This window comes from Pseudomonas triticifolii (assembly GCF_014358015.1).
Lineage (GTDB): Bacteria > Pseudomonadota > Gammaproteobacteria > Pseudomonadales > Pseudomonadaceae > Aquipseudomonas > Aquipseudomonas triticifolii.
The window spans coordinates 261,967-285,911 of record NZ_JACONV010000001.1 but is presented as its reverse complement, the minus strand read 5'-3'; the positions used below and the strand labels follow the sequence as shown (position 1 = coordinate 285,911).

Genomic DNA, 23,945 nt, shown 5'->3' with positions numbered 1-23,945 from the left:
GCACGCCATTACCAGAGCGGCAACGCGTACTGCACGATAAAGCGTGTCTGGTTCTCGTCGCGAAACGCGGCACCTGTCGGAAAATCGTTCCGGTAAATCGACTTTCGCGCCAGCAGGCTCACGTTCTTCAACGGCCCGCTTTGAATCACGTAACCCAACTCCATCTGAAACTCCCGCTCCTTGCGGTCATCGGCGTTGAAGGCGGCCAGTTCGATGTTATCGCCCCGCACGTAGCGCAATCGGCTGCGCAGGCCTACGATGCCGACGGCCGTAAAATCGTAGTCATAGATGGCTTGCCAGGTGTGTTCCTTGGCGTTGAGAAAGTCCGAACTCATGGTCAGCTCGCTGAGCCCCATTAACTCGGTGCCGGACACGTAAGGCGTCGCCGTGTCGCCACTCGAGTGCATGTACCCCAGACTCACGCTGTGCCCTCCCAGTCTGTACCCCACCAGCGCCGACAGGTTCTGGTTGTCCACCTCGCCCGCCTTGGCGCTGCCGGAGTCCTGACTGAAAAAACTGCGCAGATCGGTGGTCACGACGCCATCCCCGACAGGCAGCTTGTGCAGCAACGCCAGCGTGTTCTGGGTGTAAAGATCGTCCACCTCGGCGTGATAGGCGCGCAGGCTGAGTTCTTTGTTGACCTGGTAATCGCCCCCGACATAAGCCATGTGCGATGACGTCGCGGCCCCGTTGAATCGCCTGTTCGGCGAGGCGATGCTGATGGCCTGATAGTTGGTTGAGTCGCGTTTGTTGACTCGATCGATATAGCCCGTATTGAACGTCAAGCCTTCCAGCTCCTTAGAGGACAAGGTGGTGCCTCGAAATGTCTGGGGCAGCAGGCGAGACGGGCTAGCGAATGCGAACGGCAGAAAGATCGAGACATCGCCTGTCTTGATCGTGGTCTGGCTGAACCGCATCTTGCCGGTCAGGGCCAGGCGCGAGTATTCATCGGCCGCGCGTGCGTCGCTCGCCGACACCGGCAACAACTCAGTACCACTGCGATCTGGCGAAGAGTCGAGCTTCACGCCGACCAGGCCACGCGCATCCAGGCCAAAGCCCAGCTTGCCGGGGGTGAAACCGGACTCCACGTTCATCATGAACCCCTGCGCCCACTCCCGCGCCGCGGTTTTCGCGCCGTCGTCCTTGTAGTCCCGATCCATGTAGTAGTTGCGCAATGTCAGCGTGCCATGGCTGTCGTCCAGCAAGCCCTCGGCCAGCAACGGACCGGGCAGCACGCTGACACCCAGCAGCCCGAGTAGCAGGTTGCGTTTTTTGCCGCAAGAAGATGAAACAGATACCGCCCTGACAGCGTCCCTGGGAAGATTTGGCATGTTCGATGTCCACTTATTGTTGTTGTTTTTCGACGTCGGCCCAGCGCGTCACTGGCAGGCCGCACAGGGAGAATTGAAAGATTTTAGGCAGCAGTCAATCACCAATGATCGATAATCGAACATTAATATTGTTAACTATTTACACCGCATTCACAGCTAATCCATACAACCTACTGTTTTTAAATAAAAAACCACCACTTCATGTGCGAAAACCGACCGTATTCATTTTTTAGTTATTTTTGTTACCTTAATCCTCACCTGACGTAGCGCTCGAAAAACGTGTGAGCGTCAGACTGCTGACCACAACAAAAACAACAGTGAGGCTCACCATGAACAGTCCGTTGCGTCGTTCGACGCTGACCATCGTCTTGTGTTTTATCGTTGCGCTTATCGAGGGGTTCGACCTGCAGGCTGCCGGCACTGCCGCCGCAGGTCTGCGTCAGACGTTTGCCCTGGACCCGAAAATGATGGGCTGGGTCTTCAGTGCCGGCATCATCGGCCTGCTGCCCGGCGCTTTTTTCGGTGGCTGGATTGCCGATCGTATCGGCCGCAAGAAAATCCTGATCAGCGCGGTATTGCTGTTCGGGGTTTTCTCGCTGGCAACCGCGTATGTCGAAACCTTCTCCGGATTACTGACCGTACGCTTCATGACCGGTCTGGGCCTGGGCGCCGCGCTGCCCAACCTCATCGCGCTCTGTGCTGAAGCGGTCAGCGAGCGCCATCGTGGTGTCGCGATCAGCGTCATGTATTCCGGCGTTCCGCTGGGCGGCGCACTGGCTGCCGTGGTGGCGATGTTCACCAGCGAGCACTGGCAGACGACCTTCATCATCGGCGGTCTGGTGCCATTGCTGGTGGTGCCACTCATGATTGTGCTGCTGCCCGAGTCCAACGCCTTTCGTCAGCAGACGTCCTCTGCCCAAGTGCGCCATTCCACGAGCAGCGCGCTGTTCGGCGAAGGCCGTGCAACGACAACCCTGTCCTTGTGGCTGGGCTATTTCTTCACCCTGACCGTCATGTACATGCTGCTCAACTGGCTGCCGTCATTGCTGATTGGCCAAGGGTTCAGCAAGCCCCAGGCAGGTATGGTTCAGATGCTGTTCAACATCGGCGGCGCGTTGGGTTCATTGCTGGGCGGCGTGCTGCTGGATCGTTGCAACGGGATCAGGGTCGTGCTGTTCGTGTACGCAGGTTTGCTGGCGGCGCTGGCCGGGGTCGGCTTTTCAGTCGGAATCGTACCGATGGCAGCGGCCGGTTTTGCGGCCGGGGTGTTCGTCATGGCTGCGCAACTGGTGCTGTACGCACTGGCACCGCCGTCGTACCCGACCGCTGTGCGGGCAACCGGCGTTGGCGCGGCTGTCGCCATTGGTCGTCTGGGGTCGGTAGCCGGTCCATTGGCTGCGGGGCAACTGCTCGGTGCCGGGGCCGGGACGGCAGGTGTACTGCTGGCAACGTCGCCGGGGCTGGTCATTGCCGCACTGGCGGCGATGACGGTGTTATCCCGATCGGCGGGTGTGGTGAAGTTCAAGACAGCGAGCTGAACAACAGACACTCCCGCAACAGCCGGCAAACAAAGAATTTCAGTGCGTTACAGTCAGTCTTCGTGAGCAAGCTCACCCCCACGGCCAGTTCATGACGGCATGTGGGCGAGCCTGCTCGCGAAGGCAGTTACAGCTTGTGCAGGAAATTGAGCACCAGCTTGTTCCCTTCCGTACGGTTTTCAGCGCCTTGTTCGAAGTAGCTGTTGACCGTCAGCACGTTCTCCTTGTTGAAGGCATAGAGCACACCCGGCCCGATGGCCCAGACCTTCTCCTTACGGCCGCTGACATCGCGCCCGTCTACCTGGGTGTCGGTGAACTGCTTGAGCCAGTAACCGTTGAGCCCCACCGAGAGCTGTTCGCTGACGGCGTACTGCACGGTAAGGTTGGCGTGCAGTGCCTGGCCGGCCTGGGTGTCCGAGACATTCCCGAACGCCGCCTGCGGATCGTTGTTCTTGCTGTTCCACAGGTACATGAAGCGTCCGCTGGCCGACCACTTCGGCGAGAACCAGTAAGTCGCGGCGTAGTAAGGGTTAAACGACCAGAAATTACTGCCGGGGTTGATCGAGCGATTCCGGTCATATGAACCTACCGGAATCGCGATGTCAGCTTCGACCCTTTGGGTCAGCAACGGGCTGCCGTCAGCGTTCGTAATCGTCGGCAGTTGCAGGAAAGGACCGATGATCAGGTCGCCGAAGCCGGCCCGGGAACTGAGGGCGGTATTGCCCAGACCATCATCCACGTCAACGTGCGCCAGTGACGTATTGATCGCCGTAATCCCCGGCATGGCGCCATTGGCCAGCGGCGGTGCAACGTAGATGAGCTGAGTGGTGACGGCCAGCACCTCGACTTCCTGCTTCGGCAACTGCAGTTTGTCGCCATTGACGTCGTTAAACCGATTGGCGCGGGCGAAGTTCATGTACTCCTCCACATACCAGCCCGGCCCCGCTGGCGCAGGCGAGCCGTCGTAGAAACTGGTATTGCCCAGATTGAGGCCTGGCAAGTCGTAAGCATGAGCGGTTGAGGACAAGGCGACGATTGACGTGGCCACGACGGTACGCAAGATAGACTTCTGCATCTTGTGATTCCTTTGGTTTTTTATTGTTGTTTTCAAAGCCCCGACAGCACGGCCGTGCCGCCGGAGTTACCTCATCTGAACGTGTTACACGTAAGTGGCCGCCAACCCTCCATCCACCGGCAGATTGACGCCGTTGACCCAGCGCGAAGCGTCGGAGCATAGAAAAGCAATCACCTCGGCGACTTCGTCGGCCTGAGCCGGACGCTTCATGCGCAGGCCATCTTGCGCCACGCGCGCCTCACCGAGCATGGCGACGAAATCCCCCAGAATGGGCGTGAACACGGGCCCCGGCGCGACGCAATTGACCCGGACCGAATGGTCGCGGAACCAGGCGTGCGATTGCTGAAACGTCCAGACGATCAGCGCCTCCTTGAAGTACTGATAGCAGGTTTCCTGCGCCACCGGATTGTCCGCCAGCCAGTGCAGCCCGTCGCTGTAACTCTGGGTCGCGGCCAGCGCCTTGTGCAACTCCAGCCGTTGCGGCCATTGCGCACCGAGGACCGAGGCGATGTTGACGATGCTGCCCCCAGGTGCGATGCGAGGCAACAGACGCTGAGTCAGGTGACGCAGGCCCAGGTAGTTGACCCTGGCCACCGTCTCGACCGGCGCCGTTCCCGGCACACCCGCAATGTTGCACAGCCCGTCGACCTGGCTGGGCAGTTGTTCGACCACTGCGTTGATGCTGTCGGGATCGCCTAGATCGGCCTGATAGAAACTGTCCAGCGTCAGTTGTGGTTCGTGGCGATCGATGCCGATCACCCTGGCACCCTGGAAGCGCGCCAGGCGCGCCAATTCAGCACCGATGCCAGAGGACACACCGGTCACGACGAGTATTTTGTTGTTCAGGTTCATAGTCATGCGCTCTTGTTATTGTTGGGTAACGCCTGTGTTTTTTCGGGTGACCATCTGCCCTCAGAACGGATAGGCCGGGGGCTGGTTCTTGACCGTGACCCACTGCCATTGGCAATACTCGTCCCAGTCGGAAGGACCGCCGACGCTGCCGCCATTGCCCGACGAGCCACGCCCGCCAAAAGAGTTGACGCATTCGTCAGCCACGGTTTGATCGTTGATGTGCAGCAAGCCGCACTTGAGGCGGTCGCCGATGGCCATGGCGCGGCCGACCGATGGAGAGATCACCGCAGCTGCCAGGCCGTATTCGCTGCGATTGGCCAGCTCGATTGCCTCTTCATCGGTGGAGAATGGCACGACAACCGCTACCGGGCCGAACACCTCTTCGTCGAACACCCGCATGCCGGGTTTCACATTGCTGAGCACGGTCGGGCGATAGAACAGGCCTTCGTATTCACCGCCGGTTTCAAGGTGCGCGCCAGCCTGCACGCTTTCGCTGACCAGTTCGTGCACATGCTGCAACTGACGCGCATTGATCAGTGGGCCCAACGCCGCCTCGCCGCGCGCAGCGTTGCCGACGGTCAATGCACGCGCTTTGTCCGACAGCTTGCGGGTCAAGGCAGCGGCGATGGACTCGTGAACCAGAATGAGCCCGGTCGCCATACATATCTGCCCCTGATGAAGCCAGGCACCGAAGGCTGCGTTGCTCGCGGCCTGGTCCAGATCGGCGTCTTCAAGAATGATCAATGGATTCTTGCCGCCCAGTTCCAGCGAGACTTTCTTGAGGTTGCGCCCGGCCGTTTCTGCCACCTTGCGACCTGCGGCGGTAGAACCGGTGAAAGTGATCATCTGTACGTTGGTGTCACGGCACAACGCCTCGCCCGCGTCCGCCGCACCCGGCAAAACGTGCAACAGGCCCTTGGGCAAACCGGCTTGCTCGAACAAGCGGGCGATCAGAAAACCGCCGCTGACCGGGGTCTGCGGATCCGGCTTGAGCACCACCGCGTTACCGGCCGCCAAAGCAGGCGCCACGGTGCGCAGCGACAGGACCAACGGGAAGTTGAACGGCGAAATCACCCCGACCACGCCATGCGGCACACGCCGCGCGTAAGACAACCGCCCCGCAGCACTGGGCAGGATCAGCCCATGCCCATGGGCCTGGGAAAGCATGCCTGCGGCCTGGCGCAACAGCACGATGGCTTCGCGCACCTCGTGCTCGCCCTTGTGCAGGCTGCCGCCGGTTTCGCGTGCCACATATAGCGACAGCTCATCGAACGAGCACACGGCCACGTCGGCCGCCAGCAAGAAGATTTCCGCACGCTCGCGCGGGCCCAGGGCCGCCCAGGCAGGCTGAGCCAGCGCCGCTTCGCGGCAGGCCACTGCGATGTCGGCGGGATCGGCCATCGCGGTGTTCATCAACCGTTCGCCGGTCGCCGGTTCAATGACCGGCCGCAGCGGTGCCGATGATGGAATCCAGTTGCCATTGAAGACACACTCAGCGGAAATCGCGGGTTGCAGCAGGGAAACAGGGTCAGACACTGACATGGTGACACTCCGGCTTTTATGGTTGTAATCGCCGCATTCAGGAGGAACGCATGCGCCGTAAGAGGACCTGAGCAAGCGCTGTGCCGGTTTTGCAATCACAGTGTCATGTCTTTATGAAACCGCTCTGGATCAAGGCTGCGCTTATCACGTCAGCGTGACGCTCATCGCATCCGAATGAACGCACGAGTTGCCGGACTTGTTCATTTGATAAAGTTATGTTTAATAACTTTCTCATCCCGTTATCATTTCGATAACCGCAGGCCCGGGGCAACGCCATGAGTGATCTTCACCGCCACCTTCCCGATCATCACCCCGACCACCCTGCCGCCCCTTCGCAGTACGCACCGCGTGGCGACAGCTCCCAGGCAAGCGCCAGTCAGTCGCCGACGCCGGAAGAACTGACCGGCTGCCTGTTCTTCTCTCCGGATGACGGACGTATCTGGCTCAACGACCAGCGCATGCTTCTGTTGCACTGCTCATCATTTGGCACATTGCGCCGCGAGATCATTGAGCGTCAGGGTGTCGAGCAGGCGCGCGGCATGTTCACGCGTGCCGGCTACCTGTCCGGCGCGCGCGATGCCCGGCTGATCCGCGAACGCTGGCCCAACGCCGACGCCACCGCCGTGTTTCGCGCCGGTACGCATTTGCATACGCTGGAAGGCATGACCAAGGTCGAGCCGCTGCATTTCAAGTTCGACGCTGAATCGGGATTCTATGAGGGAGAGTTTCTCTGGCACCACTCGTGCGAGGCTGACGAACATCTGGCCGCCTATGGCCACAGTCAGGATCCGGTGTGCTGGACCGAAACCGGTTATGCCATCGGTTTCGTCAGCGGCCTGTTCGGGCAAATGGTGATTTTTCGCGAGGTGGAATGCCGTGGCATGGGTCACAGCTGTTGCCGAGTGGTTGGCAAAACCGCCGAACAATGGGGAGATGTCGAGGAGGACCTGAGTTACCTGAGCGCAGCAAAGTCTGCTGCGCCCCGCCATCCTGCAGCGCCGGCCGCTGCGCCATTCCCGCATGCAACGTCTGCCGTGGCCGAGCAACCGCTGATCGGTGCCAGCGCCTCCTTCAACGCAGCCACCCAAGCGTTGCATCGAGTTGCCATGACACCCGCGACCGTGCTGATCAGCGGCGAATCCGGGGTCGGCAAGGAAATGTTTGCCCGTCAGTTGCATCAACTCAGTCGCCATCGGGACGGGCCATTCGTGGCACTCAACTGCGCAGCGATCCCGGACAATCTCATTGAGGCCGAGCTGTTCGGCGTCGAGCGAGGCGCGTATACCGGGGCCACCCATTCACGCCCCGGCCGCTTCGAGCGCGCCAACGGCGGGACGTTGTTTCTGGATGAAATCACCTGCCTGAGTCTGTCGGGACAAAGCAAGCTGCTGCGCGCCCTGCAAGAGCGAGAGATAGAACGGGTCGGCGGCGGCCATGGCATCAAGGTCAATGTGCGCGTGGTCGCGGCGACCAACGTTGATTTACGTCAGGCCGTGGCGAATGGCGATTTTCGTGAAGACCTGTTCTACCGCCTGAACGTCTACCCCATCGCCCTGCCCCCGTTGCGTGAGCGTCGGGACGATATTCCGCTGCTCATCAACGCATTCCTCAAACGCTTCTGTGCCGAATACGAACGCTCCCCGACCGGCCTGACCATGCGCGCGCTCAAGACCTTGCTGCGTTATGACTTTCCCGGCAACGTGCGTGAACTGCAGAACCTGATCGAACGCGGCCTGATCGCCAGCGAGGAAGGCCAGGCCATTGACCTGATTCACATCTTTCGTAATGAACCGATGCCGGTCGAATCGTATTCACTGAATCATCAGGGCGGACTGTCGCTGGGCTCGCCAGTTGAGGCCCCTGTGGAACCTGCGTTGACGCTGCTGGAAACGCTCGGGCAAAAGGAGGGATTTTCCATCGACGACCTTGAACAGCGCCTGATCAATGAGGCACTGCACAAGAGTCAGGGAAATCTGGCGGCCGCCTCACGGCTGTTGGGGCTCAGCCGTGCGCAGTTCGCCTACCGCTTGAAGAAACACCAGAGTGCTTGAGGATGGACGCGCAACGCCTGAGCGGCCTTCCCAAGTGACAGCACGGGAATGACCGCTCCTTCGGACGCTAGATCATCGGCAGCGTGCTCACGACACGCAATGCCAACCCTTCATAGGCATCCAGCGTGATCGTGAAGTCACCCTGCTCGGTCAGATCGCCTTCCACACGCTCGTTGATGATGTCCACCACAGGACCCGGCGCAATGTCCGGAAGATGAAGGGTCTCCACGATGGTCTCGCTGCTGAAGTTGAGCGCGGTGATCTGAGTACCCTTGCCGGCCGGCAGCTCATGCACCATGACCAGCAGACCTGGATGCTGAACGTCAGGGATCATGATCTGACGGCTGGCGGCGATATCGTAAGCGCGGCGCACGGCCAGAATCTTTTTCAACTGCGAAGCGAAAGAGTCAGGACGCTTCAACTGGCTGACCAGACTGCCGTACAAGGATCTGGCGCGAGGCATGCCGCCTTCAGACACTTCAGCGTCGGGGTCAAGGTCTGCCAGATCATAGGCACCGCGATGGATCCAGCGGGTGTCGCCATCCAGCATCAAGTGCTGAACCTGCTCGGCAGGCAGCGTCAGTGCGCCCACCAGATCCCAGCCAGACAAGGCAAATACGCCGGGCTGCATGGCGTTGTACATCACCAACAGCAGGTGAATGTGCTGGATCTGCTGGATGTCCGCGTCAGTAATCGTGCTCAGGTCGCGAATGCCCAGCGCGGCAGTGATGATGCTCGCGGTGGTACAGGACACGCCATTGGTGACGAACTTCAGATTGTAGGGTGCATGCTCGCCGGTCAGCCGCTCGTACATTTCCTCGCGGATGTGCTCGCGCAGGATGTTGCCGGGGAAGGTCTGCCCTTGATAGTGATAGGTGTCGTGAGCGTGCAACGTCCAGAAATGCACCAGCTCCAGCGTCAGTTCGTCGTGATTCTGCAGCGCATGGATCAGCGACGCCGGGTCAATGCCGAACGCGTGAACCTGACGCAACATCAAGCGCAGAAACTCGGTCGTCCCCGTCAACAGCGCATGCTGATAAGCCGGTCGCGTGATGAAGTCGTAGGACAGGTCAGCGCCACCGTTGCCCATGGCCGCAATGTCGTCCAGCGTCAGGTTCAGTTCCTGGAAGCTGAAGCCCCCCGCCTTGCGGATGGCACCGGCCAGTAACTGGTTGCCCGTGATCGACAAGGGATGACCTTCCGACCAGGCCGTGCCCTCGGCGCGACGCTCCACACCCAGAAAGCCGTTGGCATCCAGGCGCAGAACGCGGGCACCCGACACGTCGATGGCGTGCAAGGCGTCACCGATGATCATCTGTTGCGCCGCAAAACTTGGGTCCAGCCAGTTCAACGAAGGCTGGCCTTCCTTGAAGTAGTGCAGGTACACCCAGCGACGGGCCTTGCCGTCAACGCCTTGCACCACGTCGGTGGCGCTCCAGTCGGTCTCCTTGACGCCCGGTTCGAAGAAGATCACGCGTTGCAACTGACCGACGATGTAGTGCTTGTCACGCAATTGATCGACCACATCGGGCATCAAATTGACGGCATCGCGACCCGCCGGAACGTCAGGCAGTAGCTGCCAGTCCTCTTCGCGAATCTCCACCATGTGGTAAAGGCCCGGGTAATCCTCATACGCCAGCTCGGCGAGCCTGAAGTCAGCGCCCTTGCCGGTGTGCGACGGAATCACGTCGTCGATGATCACCGAGTTATGCGCAGCTGCAATACGCGTGAGGCTCAACAGCTGGGCATCAGTGCCCAGTTCAGGGTCGATGCCGAAACTGATGCGGTCGAAGTTGCCGTCAATGCTCGGCGTGCGCGTGCGGCCCTGCAAACCGCCGGACAGCTTCAGCGGGCCATTGTGAATGCCTTGAATGCCAATTTCAGACAGTGCATGCCACAGCGTTTCGTCACCCAGCGCTTCAAGCACCGAACAGCCTTCGCGCGTGACGATCGAGGCCGGGTACGCGGTGAACCAGACCGACGAGATGGCCGATGCATCTCTGGGCCGAGCCTGTGCGAACGGCCGCTGCCAGAGACGGCCCTGTCCCGAGTAGGTCTTGGCGCGCTGCCTTGCAGCATTCAGCATCGATTGCTCGACCAGCCAGTCCACGTACTGCTTGTCCGGTATCGTCATAGCGTCCAGTCTTCCTCTCGAATCGGCGGCGTTGGACGCTTGCGAACAAGCGTCCCGAATGTTTTACCTATGGGTATGAGCCTTGCGGGGGCAATTCGTTGCATCGGCAGACGCCTTGATCTCTCTGCCGCAGAGCTTTCTCGCCACGAATGAAGAATCACGGCCTCGTATTTGCTCAGTAACGCTGAACCGCCAGCACTCGCGGTTTCTTCAGTGCCTGGATCACCGCATTGGCCGCGCTGGACAGCAGCGATGTCGGACGCGCCACGACACTGATGTGGCGCGTGATCGTCCCCGGCAGCGGCACCTGCTCCAACTCTCGCAACTGTCCATTGAGCAAGGCACTGGGCAGAATCGAGATGCAGTGCTGCCTGGCGACAAGGTCCAGCAGGGTTTCCAGACAACTGAGTTCACCTCGATGGCGGAGCCGAACCTGTGCGGACGCCAGTTGCTGATGCAGCCAGTCGACGCCCGGGTGCCGCCAGGCGACGTAGCGCGAGGTCTGAGAGAGCTCGTTGAAGGTATTTGGCGTCAAGTGTCTGGCCTTGGCGGTCACCAGCACATAATGATCCGACCAGTGATGATGCTCCAGATAATGCTCGCCCAGCACCGTACTGGGCAGAATAAGGATGTCCGCCGTTTCTTTTCTCAAGGGTTCGAGTGACGGACTCTGATCGCTGCTGTACAGCACGTTCAGGTGAATATCCGGGTAGTGACGGGCGATAAAATCCAGCGAGGTCGTCAGGCTGGTTTCGAGGATATGCGTGTGATAGTGAATGGTGACACTGCCACTGACCCCATTTTTTTTAGTTGTTCAAGCGTGGCCATGACGCTGTTCAGGGTCTGGGAGATGACCTTGCCGTCCGGGGTGAGCGTGCAACCTGAGCGACTGCGAATGAACAGGCGCTTTTCAAAGAAATCCTCGACTTCCTTGATCGCGTAACTGATGTTGGACTGGCTACAGCCCAGAATGGCCGCCGCCTCCGAGAACGAACCGTGCTGGGCGACGGTTTGAACGATTTTGAAGAAATGGGTTTTCATGTGTCCTGCACTCTGGATATTGCGATAGTGGGCGCGACCTGTCGCAGACAGGGGGAGAGTCGGAATACAAGAACCCCCGCTGCCACGCCTTCATGCCCTTTTATCGGCAGCACAAAGAGATCGGTCAGTCGGGGGTGTATGCAACTGCTGGATTTTCTGGAAATGGCCCTGCAGCGCGTCAATGCGCGCACCTGATCAGCGCAATCCCGGGTATGACGCTGTGTGTGCGTCACTCACCCGGGATAATCAGCGCCAATGTTTTCCAGACCGCTGTACACGTCGCAGATGGCGTAGCAAATGCAATCAGTCGTTCTCGGTCCAGTCAAAATCCAGCTGCAGCGCAGTACGCTCGGCCAGTTCACGACTGTGCAGGCGCTCGACCAGATGCAGGCTCATGTCGATGCCCGCAGAAATACCGGCCGAAGTCACGAACGAACCCTCATCGACCCAGCGCAACGTGCTGAGTACGTCCACTGAAGGAAACATTTCCTTAAGGTCAGCGATGTCTTCCCAGTGCGTAGTGACCTGTTTGCCCGCCAGTTTGCCGGTCTTGGCGAGCATGAAGGCACCGGTGCACACAGCGGCAACCACTCGGCCGGGCTCGGACTGATCGCTGATCCAGCGAATGACGTCGGGCTTCTCAAGCTCCGCATTGACCACACCACCTGGGACGATCAGGCAATCCATGGCCGGATGGTCGGTGATCGAAAAGTCCGGATCGACCTTGAGCCCCGCGCGGGCACGAACAGACGCCGTACTGCGGCCAATGGTGAATACATTGAACAACGGCTTGTCATCACGGCTGTTGCGGGCATGCATGCGTGTTGCGGTGGTGAATACTTCATAGGGGCCAGCGAAGTCGAGAACTTCGACGTCATCATAGACGTAGATACCAATATTGAGGGACACGAAATGGCTCCTGGGTCCGCTTGCCGGACCACTTGCAGTGTTAACGATTCACCTGAGTGACAGACTGCAGATTAACCAGTAGCATCAGGCCGAACTACTGTCCGAAATGCCAATATTCGGTAACATCGCGCCATGAAAAATCATCTCGTCGTTGCCCTCATCTATAACCAGCTCTGCACCTTCGAATTTGGCTGCACAGTTGAGGTTTTTGCCCTTAAAAGGCCCGAGCTTGGCGTGAACTGGTATGAGTTCGCGACTTTTCCGGTCGATGACGGACCGATCACTGCCGCCGGGGGCATTACCATCGTGCCGACGCCCGGTGAAGTGCTGCTGGAAAACGCCGACACCATCATCGTGCCAGGCTGGCGCGGGGTCGAATCGCAAGTGCCGCAGCGTCTGATCGAACAGCTTCAGGCCGCCCATGCCCGTGGCGCACGTATCTGCTCGATATGCACCGGAGCGTTCGTGCTGGCGGCGGCAGGTTTGCTCAACGGGCACAAGGTCACCACGCATTGGCGTTTCACCGAATTGCTGGCCAGCATGTACCCCGACCTGAGCATCCAGCCCAACGAACTGTATGTGGATGAAGGCAATATCGTGACGTCGGCAGGTTCTGCTGCCGGGCTGGACATGATGCTGCACCTGGTTCGCCACGATCATGGTTCGCGGGTTGCCAATATGGTGGCGCAGCGCATGGTGATTCCGCCCCATCGCGAAGGCGGGCAGTCGCAATACGCCTCGCGGCAACTGGTGTCGGCCAGTGATGGACCGATTTCCAACCTGATGGATTGGGTTCGCAGCGACCTCAATCGGCCACATACCATCAAGGAAATGGCCTCGCGCGCAGCCGTCAGCACCCGTACGTTGCACCGCAGCTTCATGGAAAGCACCGGCCTTACACCATACGACTGGCTGCTAGGTGAGCGCGTCGCCTACGCCAAGGAGCTGCTGGAGTCTTCGAAGCTGCGCCTGAACGAGGTGGTCGACAGAACCGGCTTCGGCTCCGAAGAGTCGTTCAGGCGGCACTTTCGCAACCTGGTGGGTATCAGCCCGAGCAGCTATCGCAAGCAGTTTGCCCGGGCTTGATTGGCGGGTGATGCATGCTAATAAACAGCTAATGTCAGCGGTGGCCCTGTTTTAAGGGTCAGAACGCCCGCGTTGCAGGAAGGCTGCTCAGCGTCTGTTTGAGGCGTCTCGATACACCGCCTCGACCAACGCATCCGCAAACCCTCCCCAAGCGCCCGCCACGGCCGTATTGGTGAGCACCACCAGACTGATCCCGGCAACCAGATCGACCCAGTAATGGCTGCCATACAGACCACACCATGACCAGGTGCCGACGCCCTGTGGCTGTCCGGCGGCGAGCGGGTCAGCCAGAATCAAAGGCCCCAGACCGAACGTCCAGCCAGGCCCCCTGCCCTTGAGCGTCACCTCGCCGATGGCATTGCCCAGCAGCGCAAGGGTGCTGGTTGAGTTCAACAACGGCGCACCGCCCAGGCGCAGACATTCCAGCAGTTTCAGGTAATCATCGGCTGTCCCCAACATTCCCGCGCCCCCCGATTCATAAGCCTGTGCAGCGTAGACGCGACCCGACGAGACTTGCGCCCGTCCACTTTCGAGCACCAGCACATCGTTATCGCGAATACGTTCGGGACCGTCAGCGCCATCCTTGTAGGCACGGGCCAGGCGGCCCTGATCCTGCCTGAATGAGGTCGAGCCCATCCCCAAGGGATGGGTGACCTGCTCGGCGATGACCCGCGACAAGGCTAGCCCCGTGCTCTGCTCGATCACAGCACCTAACACATCGGTCGCCAACGAATAGCCCCAGGCGCTGCCCGGCTCGAACAGCAAGGGCTGGCTTGCCAATCGCATAAGGTTCTCCTGAAGATCGAACTCGACGCGATCCAGCCCGTCCGATACGCCTGACCGCTCATAGGCGTTGCCACATGGCTGCTCGAAGCCATAGCTCAAACCCGAGGTGTGCGAGAGCAGATGGCGCAGGGTGATGACCGGCTCGCGACCCGTGCTCAGACAGGGCCGAAACGCTGGCAACCCATCCGTGACCGGCGCATCAAGATGCAAAATCCCCTGCTCGCAGAGTCGCAACACCGCAACCGACGTCAGCAGCTTGGTCAGCGAAGCCAGGCGAAAGCGCGTGTCTTGTGTGACGCTGACTCGCCGTTCACGATCAGCCCAGCCCCGCGCGCTGACGTAACGCGGCACACCCGCCTGCGCGACCAACAGCACGCCGCCGACGATGCGCCCCGAGTCGACCCAGCCTTGCCAGACACTGGCCAGACGCTGAACCGCAAGCTCATCCACCTGCGTCATGAATCACTGCCCTCTTACTGCCCGACTGAAAATCCCGGCATACACCTCGGCCGAATGACGAATCGGGTTGGTGTGCGAACAGCCATCGGCAAACGCCATTCGGCCCACCCGCTCGGCCTCCCGATCATCGATACCGATGGCAGCCAGCGTGTGCGGAATGCCAATCAGCTCACGCAGGTTCAACACCCACTCCATCACGCCGCTGAAACCGGGCCTGGGCAGGCGCAGGTAAACGGCCAGGTCGTCCATCTGTGGCAGCAATGCGGAACGATTGGCCTCCAGCACATACGGCAGCAAAATGGCATTGAGCAAACCGTGATGCTGGTCGTACAGCGCCCCCAGGCTTTGCGCGATCGCATGCACACCGCCCAGCCCCCGCTGAAACGCCGCCGCGCCCAGGCTGGACGCCACCAGCATCTGTTGGCGAGCCTCCAGATCCTGACCGTCCGCAACGACGCGAGGCAGGTAAGTCTTGATCATCTGCATGCCCTTGACCGAGACCGCTTCGGCCATCGGATGCCAGACCGGCGAGCACCAGGATTCCATGCAATGGGTCAGCGCATCAGCACCGGTCGCAGCGGTCAGGTGGGTCGGCAGGTCCAGCGTCAGGTTGGCGTCCAGAATGGCGATGCGCGGCATCATGCGAATGTGCAGGATGGTGCGTTTGACCTGTGCCTGTTCGTCAGTGATCACAGACGCCCTGCCCACTTCCGAGCCGGTGCCCGCGGTGGTCGGCAACGCGATGACCGGTGCGATACCCGAGGGATTGGCTCGCAGGTGGTTCTGGCCGATGTCTTCGAAGTCCCACAGCGGTCGCGTCTGCCCCGACATCAGTGCCACAGCTTTGGCGGCGTCCAGGGCGGATCCGCCACCAAAGGCGATCACACCGTCGTGATCGCCGGCTTTATAGGCGTGCAGTCCGTCGGCAACGTTGGTGCCGGTAGGGTTGCCCTTGACCCGATCAAACAGACCGCAATGGCCCAATTGCTGTCGGCAGTCTTCTACAGCGCTGTGAATCATGTCGGTGCTGCCCAGAAACTGATCGGTGATCAACAGGGGGCGTTTGATGCCGGTCACCCGGCAGGCATCGGCCAGCTCAGCGGCGCGTCCGGCGCCTGCGCGAATGGAAGTCGGGTAATGCCAGTCGTTGCTGTGCATGATGGTGCTCCTTGAAATCAGTTGATCAAACCGGCTGGCAACAGACCGATCAGCAGGCGAATGCCAAAGGCGATCATGAAAAGACCTGTAACGATGTCGATGGCCTTTTTCATCCGCTGATAACGGGCCTGTACCGCAGGAATCGAGAACAGCGTGGCCAGCAGCACAAACCAGGAGATCGCCAGGATGGCAATGATCGACACCCCGGCCGTACGGACCCACATCGGCATGCCAGGCGTTGTCACGGTGGTGAACACGCTGGTGTAAAACGCCAGCGCCTTGGGGTTGGTGAGGTTGGTAAACAGGCCGAAGCGATAGGCACGCGAGAGGCTGCCGATGCCCAAAGCGCCGATGTCACGGGGTTGGGGCTGGCTGCCTGCGTTACGCAGGCTTTTGGTGCCCAGCCAGGTGAGGTAAGCCCCGCCCAGCAGTTGCAGGGCCGGTTGCAACCAGGGCAGTTGCTGGAAAATCAGCCCTAACCCGGTGGCCGCCAGCAGCGCCCAAAGGATGCTGCCTGAGGCCACGCCCAGTCCGGCGCATATGCCTTGCTGGCGCGACTGACTGAACGACAGTTGGGTGATGACCAGAAAATTCGGGCCAGGGCTGATGATCAGGACAATGAACGCACCGGCCAGCGCCGTTAGCAAAGTGATCTCGTACATGTAACCAATTCCTTTTAGAGGGTTGAAAAAGAGGTCATTGAAGGGCCGCCGAAACGGCTGGCCGAAAGTGCGGCGAGGCAAGCCTCGGCCACCTGTCGCGCCTCGATCAGTGCACGACAGGCAGGGTCTGGCGTGGGGACGTAGTGGTTGTAGAAGGTGCAGCCTTCAACGGCCGGACCCAGCGCCCACAGTCTTGCGTGAGCACTGCCATCGCTGCGCAACGCGCGCCCTGACGGGTCGGTATCGATACCATCGGCCGGATACGTATGCGCCGGGCGAATCAGGCCCTGGCGCAGCAAATCATTCAGCAGAGGGTCGCGACTGACGGACAGACCGCTGTGCGCAACACGGGCCCGGATCAGCGTGTCGAACGGCACGGGAGAGCAGGACGCGTCGTCCATGGGCGGCAAAATGGTCACGACACCGGCCTGAATCAGCGCCAGCAGGTCTTCGGAACGCTCTTTCTGCGGCCCGCCGACCAGGCGATTGGAAAGCCCTGCCCACTCGCCATAAAACGAGGCTGTCGAGCCTTCGGTCAGCCCGTTGCGATCAGCCACGGCCCGCAACAGATCCCGATAATCACGCCACACCTCCAGCGCCTGACGAACCGGACTGTTTACCGTGCCCAGACGGCTCATCGCCAGATCACGCTCGATCCACTGCACGAACCACTGCGCGTAGGCATCGTTATCGCCACACCAGCGGCCAGTAGTCAGCCACTGTTGGGGCTCGAACTCACCCCACTGTTCGGCCAGCGCCTTGAACAGCGTTTCTCGCGACGCATGATCGCGGGCAGCACCTAATGCCTGCTGTAGCGCCAGCAGTCTGCGAGGCGCGTCGAGCCGGACTTTGGCCTGCCAGAACACCGCGCGCATCTCGTCCTTGATCAGCGGCAGCACATCACGCTCGAAATCCAGCCGACCGGTCGTGCTCTGCTGACGAAGGCCGACAAGCGCGTCAGCGGTAAAGAACACTCTCGGCAGCGCCGCGTGGACCGACGGATGCCACTGAGGCCGGGCGTGAAACGGCAAGCCGGAGCGCGAATAGAGCGCTATCTTCGGCTCACGTCCGGAAGGCAGGTAGCGCCAGCCTGCAAAACCCGGATCACGCACATAACGCCCGCCGCGCCCCTGAGTCAGCCCGGCCAGCGTGTCCATCGCCGTCAGGCCCAGCCCTTCGATCAATAAGGACTCGCCGACAGGCTGCACATCATCACCCGTCGCCGAGTGGCCGCAGGTCAGCAGTACCGCATCAACGTCCAGCGCCCGATACGCCGTCTGCACACGAAAACCGCCATCAGCCTCGCGCTCACGGCATCCCGTCACCGGCTCGGCGTGATGACACACCTGAACGTGCGCAGGACATTGCTGCAGCAGATACCGATAACTGTCCTGCAAATAGCGCCCCAACAGTTTGCGCGGCACGAAGTCACCGAATTCGACCGACCTGCCCTGCCCGTCAGCGCTGACATGTCCGCGCTCATCAAGACGTATGGCCTTCACCTGGCACCACTGCAGAAACGTCCAGCCCCCGGGCTCACAGGCAGGAAAGGCCGACGAAAACGCCGACAACTGGCCCGCCATGGTATTGAGCATCAGGTAATCCGGCTGCTCGGCGAGGTGCAGCCCGCTGCCAGGTGTTCGAGGATCGAACACCTCGATGCGCAGTGGGTTCGCAACGTCATTGCGGCTCGTGCCAATCAGTTGTTCCAGAACGCTCAGGCCACGCGAGCCCATACCGATGATCGCGACGGCACGCACCCGGGATTCGAGCTGCCGGGCGGGCAGCCCGGCCCGATCAAGAGAAAGTGTCTGCATGTCCATCACCAGCGGTTCGATTCGAAGAAGAAACGCGGCACGGGCAACGCACTGCCCTCGGCTACGGCTTGCGCGTAAATCCTCTGCCCCACGGCCAGGTCGAGCACACCCAGGCCAAACGGCGAGAAGATCGACGCCCGATCCGGGCTCAGTTCCACCTGCCCGGTCATCAGTTGCGCCAGCGTGCCGGTGATGAACGAACGATCCTGATACTGCTGCACCGCCAGGTCCGGCGAGGTCTGCGCCTTCAGGCAATGCTCGACGTCGTCCAGGATGTTATTGGCGCAGGCAATGACCTCAGGCCCAAGGTCACGCAACGAGATGTTCAACACCAGTTGCCCCGGCTGAAATACGGGGTCCAGCACGTAAGGCGTGGGCGCGGTGGTGGCGAACACCACCACATCGGCCTGCAGGCTGCTGTTCAGATCAGCCAGTTCGCTGGTCAGTTGATGCCGACAGGTGGCGTGACGGACCAGCGCCAGCGCCGAATCGGCGTGCGGGTCAAAAACGCTCACCGCATCCAGCGTCCAGCCATCGCTGACAAACATGTCCAGAATGCTGCGCGCGATGAACCCCGCGCCAATGAACGCTATTCGTCCGACCTGCCTGTTCTGGTGGTTCATCCAGCGCGCGCCCAAGACGGCCGAGGCTGCCGTGCGCAGGGCGCTGATCCGTGACGCCTCAAGGCAGGCGAAGGCATAGCCGGTCTGCGAGTCGTTGAGAATCAGCACCGCCGAAGCGCGTTGCAGTCCGGACTCGGTATTGCCGGGAAAGCTGGAGATCCATTTGATGCCGCTGACCGGCTGCGCTCCACACAGGCTGGCGGGCAAGGCAATGATGCGATTGGCCGGTGCCTGTGGAAACCTCAGGAAGTAGCTGTCGGGGTTAAGGGTCTGGCCCGCTTCGTGAGCCAGATAGGCGTTCTCCACATCATGGATGCAGGCCTGAGGGTCGGCTGCCAGCAGGCGCGCAACTACCTCGCCGTCGACCACATGAAAGGGCGCCTGACGCAAGCGCTCGGCCGCCAGGTACGTGGTCCAGTGCGCCATGATCGGCAAGTCCGCCAGGGTCATGCCCAGCACTTCACTGCCGAAATGCCGCTCGACCCAGTGGTCGTCATAGAGTGTGTCCAGATAGCGCTCGCCCCAGTCAGGCGACAAGGCGACCACCACAGCGCCCGGCTCGATACGTTCACGCCAGGCATGCACCGCCGCCACGACCGTGGCCGTCGAACCGCCGACCAGCAGGCCTTTGGTACGCGCGAGAATTCGACACATGGCAACCGTACGTGATTCAGGCACCATCTCCAGCGCATGAATACCGTCAGCATTGAAAATCGGCGGGCACTGACTGGTGCCCAGGCCCGGAATGTAACGACGGCTGGCCGGTGTGTTGAAAGTCACCGAACCGACGCTGTCCACGGCAATGATTTTCGTGGTCGGGTGATGACGCTTGAAATGCTGGAGACAGCCCATCAGCGTGCCCGTGGTGCCTGCGCCGACGAACAGGTAATCGACCGGCCCTACATGCTGGCTGATCGAGCGCGCCGTCGTGCGTGCATGGGCGCGCGGGTTGGCGGCGTTCTCATACTGGTTGAGCCACACGTAACGCGGGTCGTTGCGGACTTTTTCGCGGATCAGTGCGATGCGCGTGCCCAGAAAGCCGCCATTGGCGTCCGGCGTCTCGACCCGGATCACCTCGGCGCCGTAGCTACGCATCATGCGAATGTTGTGGTTCGAGCTGTTGGGGTCGACCACGCAGGTAAAACGAATCCCGCGCTCGGCGCAGAGCATGGCCAGTGCAACGCCCAGATTGCCCGAGGAGGATTCGATCAGAATCGTATCCGGGCCTACCAGACCGCGCGCTTGCAGGTCATCCACCAGGCCGACCGCGGTCTTGAGCTTGATCGACCCTGCCGGATTGAGCGATTCCATTTTCAGGATGAAGTCAGGGCCTAGGCCGGAAACCTTCAGAAAGGTCTGATCGTGAACGATGTCGCAGAGAGAGTCGTACATGAGGGTCACTTCCACTGTGCCATGAGCGGCGCTTCGGCCGAATGTTCGGCGGCCTGTACCAGGCCATTCGCGATACGTTCGGCGCGCAGGGCCATGAGTGAGAACGACTGACTGTCGCTGATTCCATGGCTGCGTTCGGAAAGGCCGTTGACCCAGATGTTCACCTCGCAGTCTTCGTCCATCGCAACGTGGTAATCCCGGTCGATCAGCAGGCCGCCATCCAGGTCCGCTTTGAGCCAGGGTTGCAAACCGCTCAGCAACGGCGGAATCAGGTACTGCTCGTAACCGGTGCCCAGCAGGACTGCGTCGACTTCCAGCACCTGAGTGCGCTGGCTGAAGGTGTCGGTGATTTCAATCCGGTAGCCGTTTTCGCCCTGTTCTATTGAAGAGACGACGCTGTAGCCATAGGTTTGCAAGCGCTTGCGACCAGCGATGGCGTCTTCGTAAATCAGCGAAAACAGTTTCTGGCTTTCGTCCGGGTCAATGCCTGCGTAGTTGGTCGAGCGGCTCCAGTCGAGAAACCGGTGCCGCGCCGCGTGGTCGAGGCTGTGGAAGTAATCCACATGGTCAGGGGCGAAAACCCGATTGGGGAACTGCCCCAGTTGCGTCAGCTTGAAGCCCGCCGAACGATGCACCGAATGCACTTCGATGCCCGCGTCGCGCGATACCAGCTCGATCACCGATTCACTGGCGCTCTGCCCTGAGCCCAGGACCAGCCAGCGGGTTGGCAGTTGATCACCGAAGGCTTGCAGGCGGGTCAGGAACTGCGAGGTGTGGAACAGCGTCGGCCCGATCAGCGACTGAAACATCGCAGGCACATGCGGCGCACTGCCACTCGACAGCACCACGTTACGCGTTGTGAAGCAGTCGTCAGGTGTGCGGACCTTCAGCTCGCACAGACGACCGTTCCTGACAACGGGTGCGATTTCCGTGACCTGAGCATTGAAGTGGGTGTGGCTGTCGACCTGTTGCGAGACCCAGGCCACGTAATCCGACCATTCGTGACGGCTGGCAGGCCGGCCCAGCAGGCCGAAGTCAAACATCCGGCCTTTGCTCTTCAGGTACATGGCGAACGAAAAGCGGCTGCGCGGATTGCGCGGCGTCACCAGGTCGCGAAACACATGGTGATTGATATCCGTCCCGGCCAGCAGCAGTTCGCGGTGCCACTGAGTGTCCGCTGCGGCTTCAAGAAAACGAACGGAAAGGCTCGCCAGCGGGCTGTCGTCTTCCCGCGCGTCCTCGAACGCGCAGGCCAGCGCGATGCCCGCCGGGCCGAAGCCAATACACACGGCGTCCGATTGATAAGGGTGTGCTGTTGAGTGACCCATGAAATTCCCATCCTTAGAGTTGGTGTAAAGGCGTTGAAAAGCAGTTGCAGGTATCAGCGAGAGATCGGGACCAACCCCTCGGGACCGAGCCTCCAGATACTGTTGAATGCATGGCAGGACTCGCCCTGAGCGAAGCTGACCGTGCCCAGCGGCGTGCTGAACGCAGTGTTGTTCAGCACATCCAGTAGCTGCTCCTTGCGCCACGCGCTGTCGGCAAGCACCGCCAGCACGTAGAACATCAGCAGGCTTTCCCGGTAGTAGGTCTGCGGCGGCACACCGAACAGCGACCGATGCAGAGCCTCGGCAAGCGGGTTGTCCGGCTCGCCAAAGCCAATCACGTAGGTGTCACGGTCCTGCTCCGGCGCGCAGCCCAGATGCGGTGAGGCGGCGTCATCGGTCAGCACCAAGGGCCGTGTGCTGCCGGTCTGGCGTCGTGCCTGCCAATGCTCGCGACTGGCCCGCAGGCGTCCGGCGAAAACCTCAACGTCTGCCTGCTGCGGGTCGCTCACTGCTCGCAGCCCGGCACCCGCCAGTGCATTGCCGATAGCCACGGCCAGCGCCTCTCCGTGTGCGCTGCCGTCTGCCTGAAGATGGACCGCGCGCCATTGACGGACCGACAGCCAGTGCGTCAGGTCACTGGCCAGTTGGCGGTCCGAGGGGCAGAGGCGAAACACGTTGGAGTGCTCCTGCGTCAGCCGGTCAATCGTTGCCGCAGGCGTCAGCAGTGCAATATCGGCTTGCTGATAAAGCGGCGCTGCGCCGATGGCGGCATCGGACGAAAAATGACCGATGACCAGATCGGCCTGCCAGTCGATCATCTGCTGCGCCACCTCAGCGCCCCGGCGGGCGTTGGCACCATCGTCGAGAAAGCGCCACTGCACGCGGTCCAGCCCCGGAATGAAGTGGCGCGCCACCGCCATGGCCCTGAGAAAAGTGCGCGCATGTGGCGTGTCGTCCGGGTCAAACAGCGCACTGACGCCCACCCGCAACGCCGCGAGCTCCTGCACCGCAGCCGTCATGACTGAACCCCTTGCTGACGGGTGCTTCGTAACAGGCGGCCTGGCGCAAGCGCCGACCAGCCGGGGCATGGCGACAACGACCCGGACAAGCGATGGCGCAACTGATCGAACGCAATGTGCGCAATGCCCGGTGCGAACTTGAAGCCCAGCCCCGACATGCCAGCAGCCACATAAATCGGGCTGTGCTCGTCGCAAAACCCCACTACCGGTCGGCCATCCGCGCTATAGCTGTCAAAGCCCGGCAAGACGTCCAGCACGCGAACCTGCGCCGCCCACGTATCGGAAAGCTGCGCAACACGCTTGCAGGCATCTTCGCTATGGCGTGCATCCGGCAGCGCAAGATGCTCCGGCCACACGCTGCTGTCGCGCAGCCCGCAGCCGGTTTGCACAATGTTGCGGGTCAGCGGTATGCCGTAGCTCTGAGTGACAGCGTCGATCACCGGCATGCTCCAGTCGCTGTCAGTCATGACCCGTGCCAGCGGAATAGAACGCGCCTCAAGGCCGAGTTGCGGAACGAGCTGCTGGCACCACGCACCGGTGGCGATCACCACCGCACGGCAGCGCAAGGTCGCATCGCCCAGCTCAATGTGCACAAGGTCGCGAGACCGACACTCGATGGCCTTGATCTCGCGATGCTCCAGCAGCAGACCGTGTTGACGCACGACGCCGCACAGCGCAGCAACGGCCTGGCGTACGTTGCCCACGCAGGCACGTGTCTCGAACAGATTGACGCGGTTCTCGTCCGGGCTACGCGGATAGCGACCGCCGTCCAGCTCACGATGACTCAGCAGACGCATCGGGTACTGTTCACTGCCGTAGAGCTCGATGGCGCGACACAGGGTTTCCAGTTGATCGGTTGCGGCCCGGTAGATCACCCCGGTGCGCCGTAACGCCTGGCTGTAGGTCGTGGCGAACACGCCCTCTTCCATCAAACCGATTGAATAGGCCGCCAGTTCCATCAACAGCGGATCGCTGTCGTACAGACGGACCAGCCCGCCGGAGTAACCACTGGCCCCCAGGCTGCCCGCAGCGCCCTTGTCGATCAGCGCGACCGACATCCCTGCGCTGCACAGCCTGGCCGCGATACTGGCGCCGATGATCCCGGCGCCAATGACCGCTATTTCGTAATCGATGAACATCGT

The 23,945-nt window shown here is 61.0% G+C and carries 19 protein-coding genes; 3 read left to right on the top strand and 16 right to left on the bottom strand.

From position 1 onward, the window contains the following. Positions 1-8: 8 nt before the first annotated feature. Positions 9-1,331, bottom strand: a complete 1,323-nt coding sequence (locus H8S56_RS01275) for an OprD family porin (RefSeq protein ID WP_187517626.1) — start codon at positions 1,329-1,331, stop codon at positions 9-11. 329 nt (positions 1,332-1,660) lie between these two features. On the opposite strand from H8S56_RS01275, the gene mhpT reads away from it, so the two are divergent. Then, positions 1,661-2,869 (top strand): 3-(3-hydroxy-phenyl)propionate transporter MhpT, encoded by a 1,209-nt coding sequence (gene mhpT, locus H8S56_RS01270; RefSeq protein WP_024695289.1) that lies wholly within the window; start codon positions 1,661-1,663, stop codon positions 2,867-2,869. A 127-nt stretch (positions 2,870-2,996) separates the two neighbouring features. On the opposite strand, the gene H8S56_RS01265 is transcribed toward mhpT, so the two are convergent. The 3 genes from H8S56_RS01265 to H8S56_RS01255 form a co-directional block, all read right to left on the bottom strand. Further along, a complete protein-coding gene (locus tag H8S56_RS01265) occupies positions 2,997-3,944 on the bottom strand; it encodes a SphA family protein (RefSeq protein ID WP_187517625.1) in 948 nt (315 codons plus the stop codon). A gap of 84 nt (positions 3,945-4,028) precedes the next feature. Further along, positions 4,029-4,796 carry a coniferyl-alcohol dehydrogenase gene (locus H8S56_RS01260; protein ID WP_187517624.1) on the bottom strand — a complete coding sequence of 256 codons (768 nt, stop codon included), beginning with the start codon at positions 4,794-4,796 and terminating at the stop codon, positions 4,029-4,031. A gap of 60 nt (positions 4,797-4,856) precedes the next feature. After that, entirely contained in the window at positions 4,857-6,338 is a 1,482-nt protein-coding gene (locus H8S56_RS01255; protein WP_024695291.1) for a benzaldehyde dehydrogenase, read from the bottom strand. A gap of 275 nt (positions 6,339-6,613) precedes the next feature. Here H8S56_RS01255 and H8S56_RS01250 point away from each other — a divergent pair, with 275 nt between their 5' ends. Next, positions 6,614-8,389, top strand: a complete 1,776-nt coding sequence (locus H8S56_RS01250) for a sigma-54-dependent Fis family transcriptional regulator (protein ID WP_187517623.1) — start codon at positions 6,614-6,616, stop codon at positions 8,387-8,389. Between the two features lie 67 nt (positions 8,390-8,456). On the opposite strand, the gene treS is transcribed toward H8S56_RS01250, so the two are convergent. From treS to H8S56_RS01230, 4 genes are all read right to left on the bottom strand, one after another. Continuing rightward, complete coding sequence (treS, locus tag H8S56_RS01245; protein WP_024686913.1) at positions 8,457-10,523, bottom strand: maltose alpha-D-glucosyltransferase; 2,067 nt, start codon at positions 10,521-10,523, stop codon at positions 8,457-8,459. A gap of 175 nt (positions 10,524-10,698) precedes the next feature. Continuing rightward, entirely contained in the window at positions 10,699-11,268 is a 570-nt protein-coding gene (locus H8S56_RS01240) for a LysR family transcriptional regulator substrate-binding protein (protein WP_235986738.1), read from the bottom strand. After that, positions 11,265-11,564: a helix-turn-helix domain-containing protein gene (locus H8S56_RS01235; protein ID WP_024695294.1), complete on the bottom strand. Its 300-nt coding sequence runs from the start codon at positions 11,562-11,564 to the stop codon at positions 11,265-11,267. Before H8S56_RS01235 ends, H8S56_RS01240 begins: the two co-directional genes overlap by 4 nt. 303 nt (positions 11,565-11,867) lie before the next feature. After that, positions 11,868-12,473 carry a DJ-1/PfpI family protein gene (locus H8S56_RS01230; protein WP_024686910.1) on the bottom strand — a complete coding sequence of 202 codons (606 nt, stop codon included), beginning with the start codon at positions 12,471-12,473 and terminating at the stop codon, positions 11,868-11,870. Positions 12,474-12,605: 132 nt separating this feature from the next. On the opposite strand from H8S56_RS01230, the gene ftrA reads away from it, so the two are divergent. Further along, positions 12,606-13,559 carry a transcriptional regulator FtrA gene (gene ftrA, locus H8S56_RS01225; RefSeq protein WP_024686909.1) on the top strand — a complete coding sequence of 318 codons (954 nt, stop codon included), beginning with the start codon at positions 12,606-12,608 and terminating at the stop codon, positions 13,557-13,559. An 87-nt stretch (positions 13,560-13,646) separates the two neighbouring features. On the opposite strand, the gene H8S56_RS01220 is transcribed toward ftrA, so the two are convergent. The 8 genes from H8S56_RS01220 to H8S56_RS01185 are packed head-to-tail and all read right to left on the bottom strand — an operon-like array spanning position 13,647 to position 23,942. Continuing rightward, on the bottom strand, positions 13,647-14,804 hold the full coding sequence (locus tag H8S56_RS01220; protein WP_187517622.1) for a serine hydrolase domain-containing protein: 1,158 nt from the start codon (positions 14,802-14,804) through the stop codon (positions 13,647-13,649). 3 nt (positions 14,805-14,807) lie between these two features. Further along, entirely contained in the window at positions 14,808-15,962 is a 1,155-nt protein-coding gene (locus H8S56_RS01215) for an iron-containing alcohol dehydrogenase (protein ID WP_187517621.1), read from the bottom strand. 17 nt (positions 15,963-15,979) lie between these two features. Further along, entirely contained in the window at positions 15,980-16,624 is a 645-nt protein-coding gene (locus H8S56_RS01210) for a LysE family transporter (protein WP_024686906.1), read from the bottom strand. Positions 16,625-16,638: 14 nt separating this feature from the next. After that, positions 16,639-18,441, bottom strand: coding sequence for an FAD/NAD(P)-binding protein (locus H8S56_RS01205; RefSeq protein WP_187517620.1), 1,803 nt, complete (start codon positions 18,439-18,441; stop codon positions 16,639-16,641). A 5-nt stretch (positions 18,442-18,446) separates the two neighbouring features. Further along, complete coding sequence (gene sbnB, locus H8S56_RS01200; RefSeq protein ID WP_187517619.1) at positions 18,447-20,456, bottom strand: 2,3-diaminopropionate biosynthesis protein SbnB; 2,010 nt, start codon at positions 20,454-20,456, stop codon at positions 18,447-18,449. A gap of 5 nt (positions 20,457-20,461) precedes the next feature. Then, the gene (locus H8S56_RS01195) at positions 20,462-21,784 is read right to left on the bottom strand and encodes a SidA/IucD/PvdA family monooxygenase (RefSeq protein WP_187517618.1); all 1,323 of its coding nucleotides are present in this window, start codon (positions 21,782-21,784) and stop codon (positions 20,462-20,464) included. 53 nt (positions 21,785-21,837) lie between these two features. Then, a complete protein-coding gene (locus tag H8S56_RS01190) occupies positions 21,838-22,803 on the bottom strand; it encodes an ABC transporter substrate-binding protein (RefSeq protein WP_187517617.1) in 966 nt (321 codons plus the stop codon). Then, on the bottom strand, positions 22,800-23,942 hold the full coding sequence (locus H8S56_RS01185) for an NAD(P)/FAD-dependent oxidoreductase (protein WP_187517616.1): 1,143 nt from the start codon (positions 23,940-23,942) through the stop codon (positions 22,800-22,802). Before H8S56_RS01185 ends, H8S56_RS01190 begins: the two co-directional genes overlap by 4 nt. Positions 23,943-23,945 lie beyond the last annotated feature (3 nt).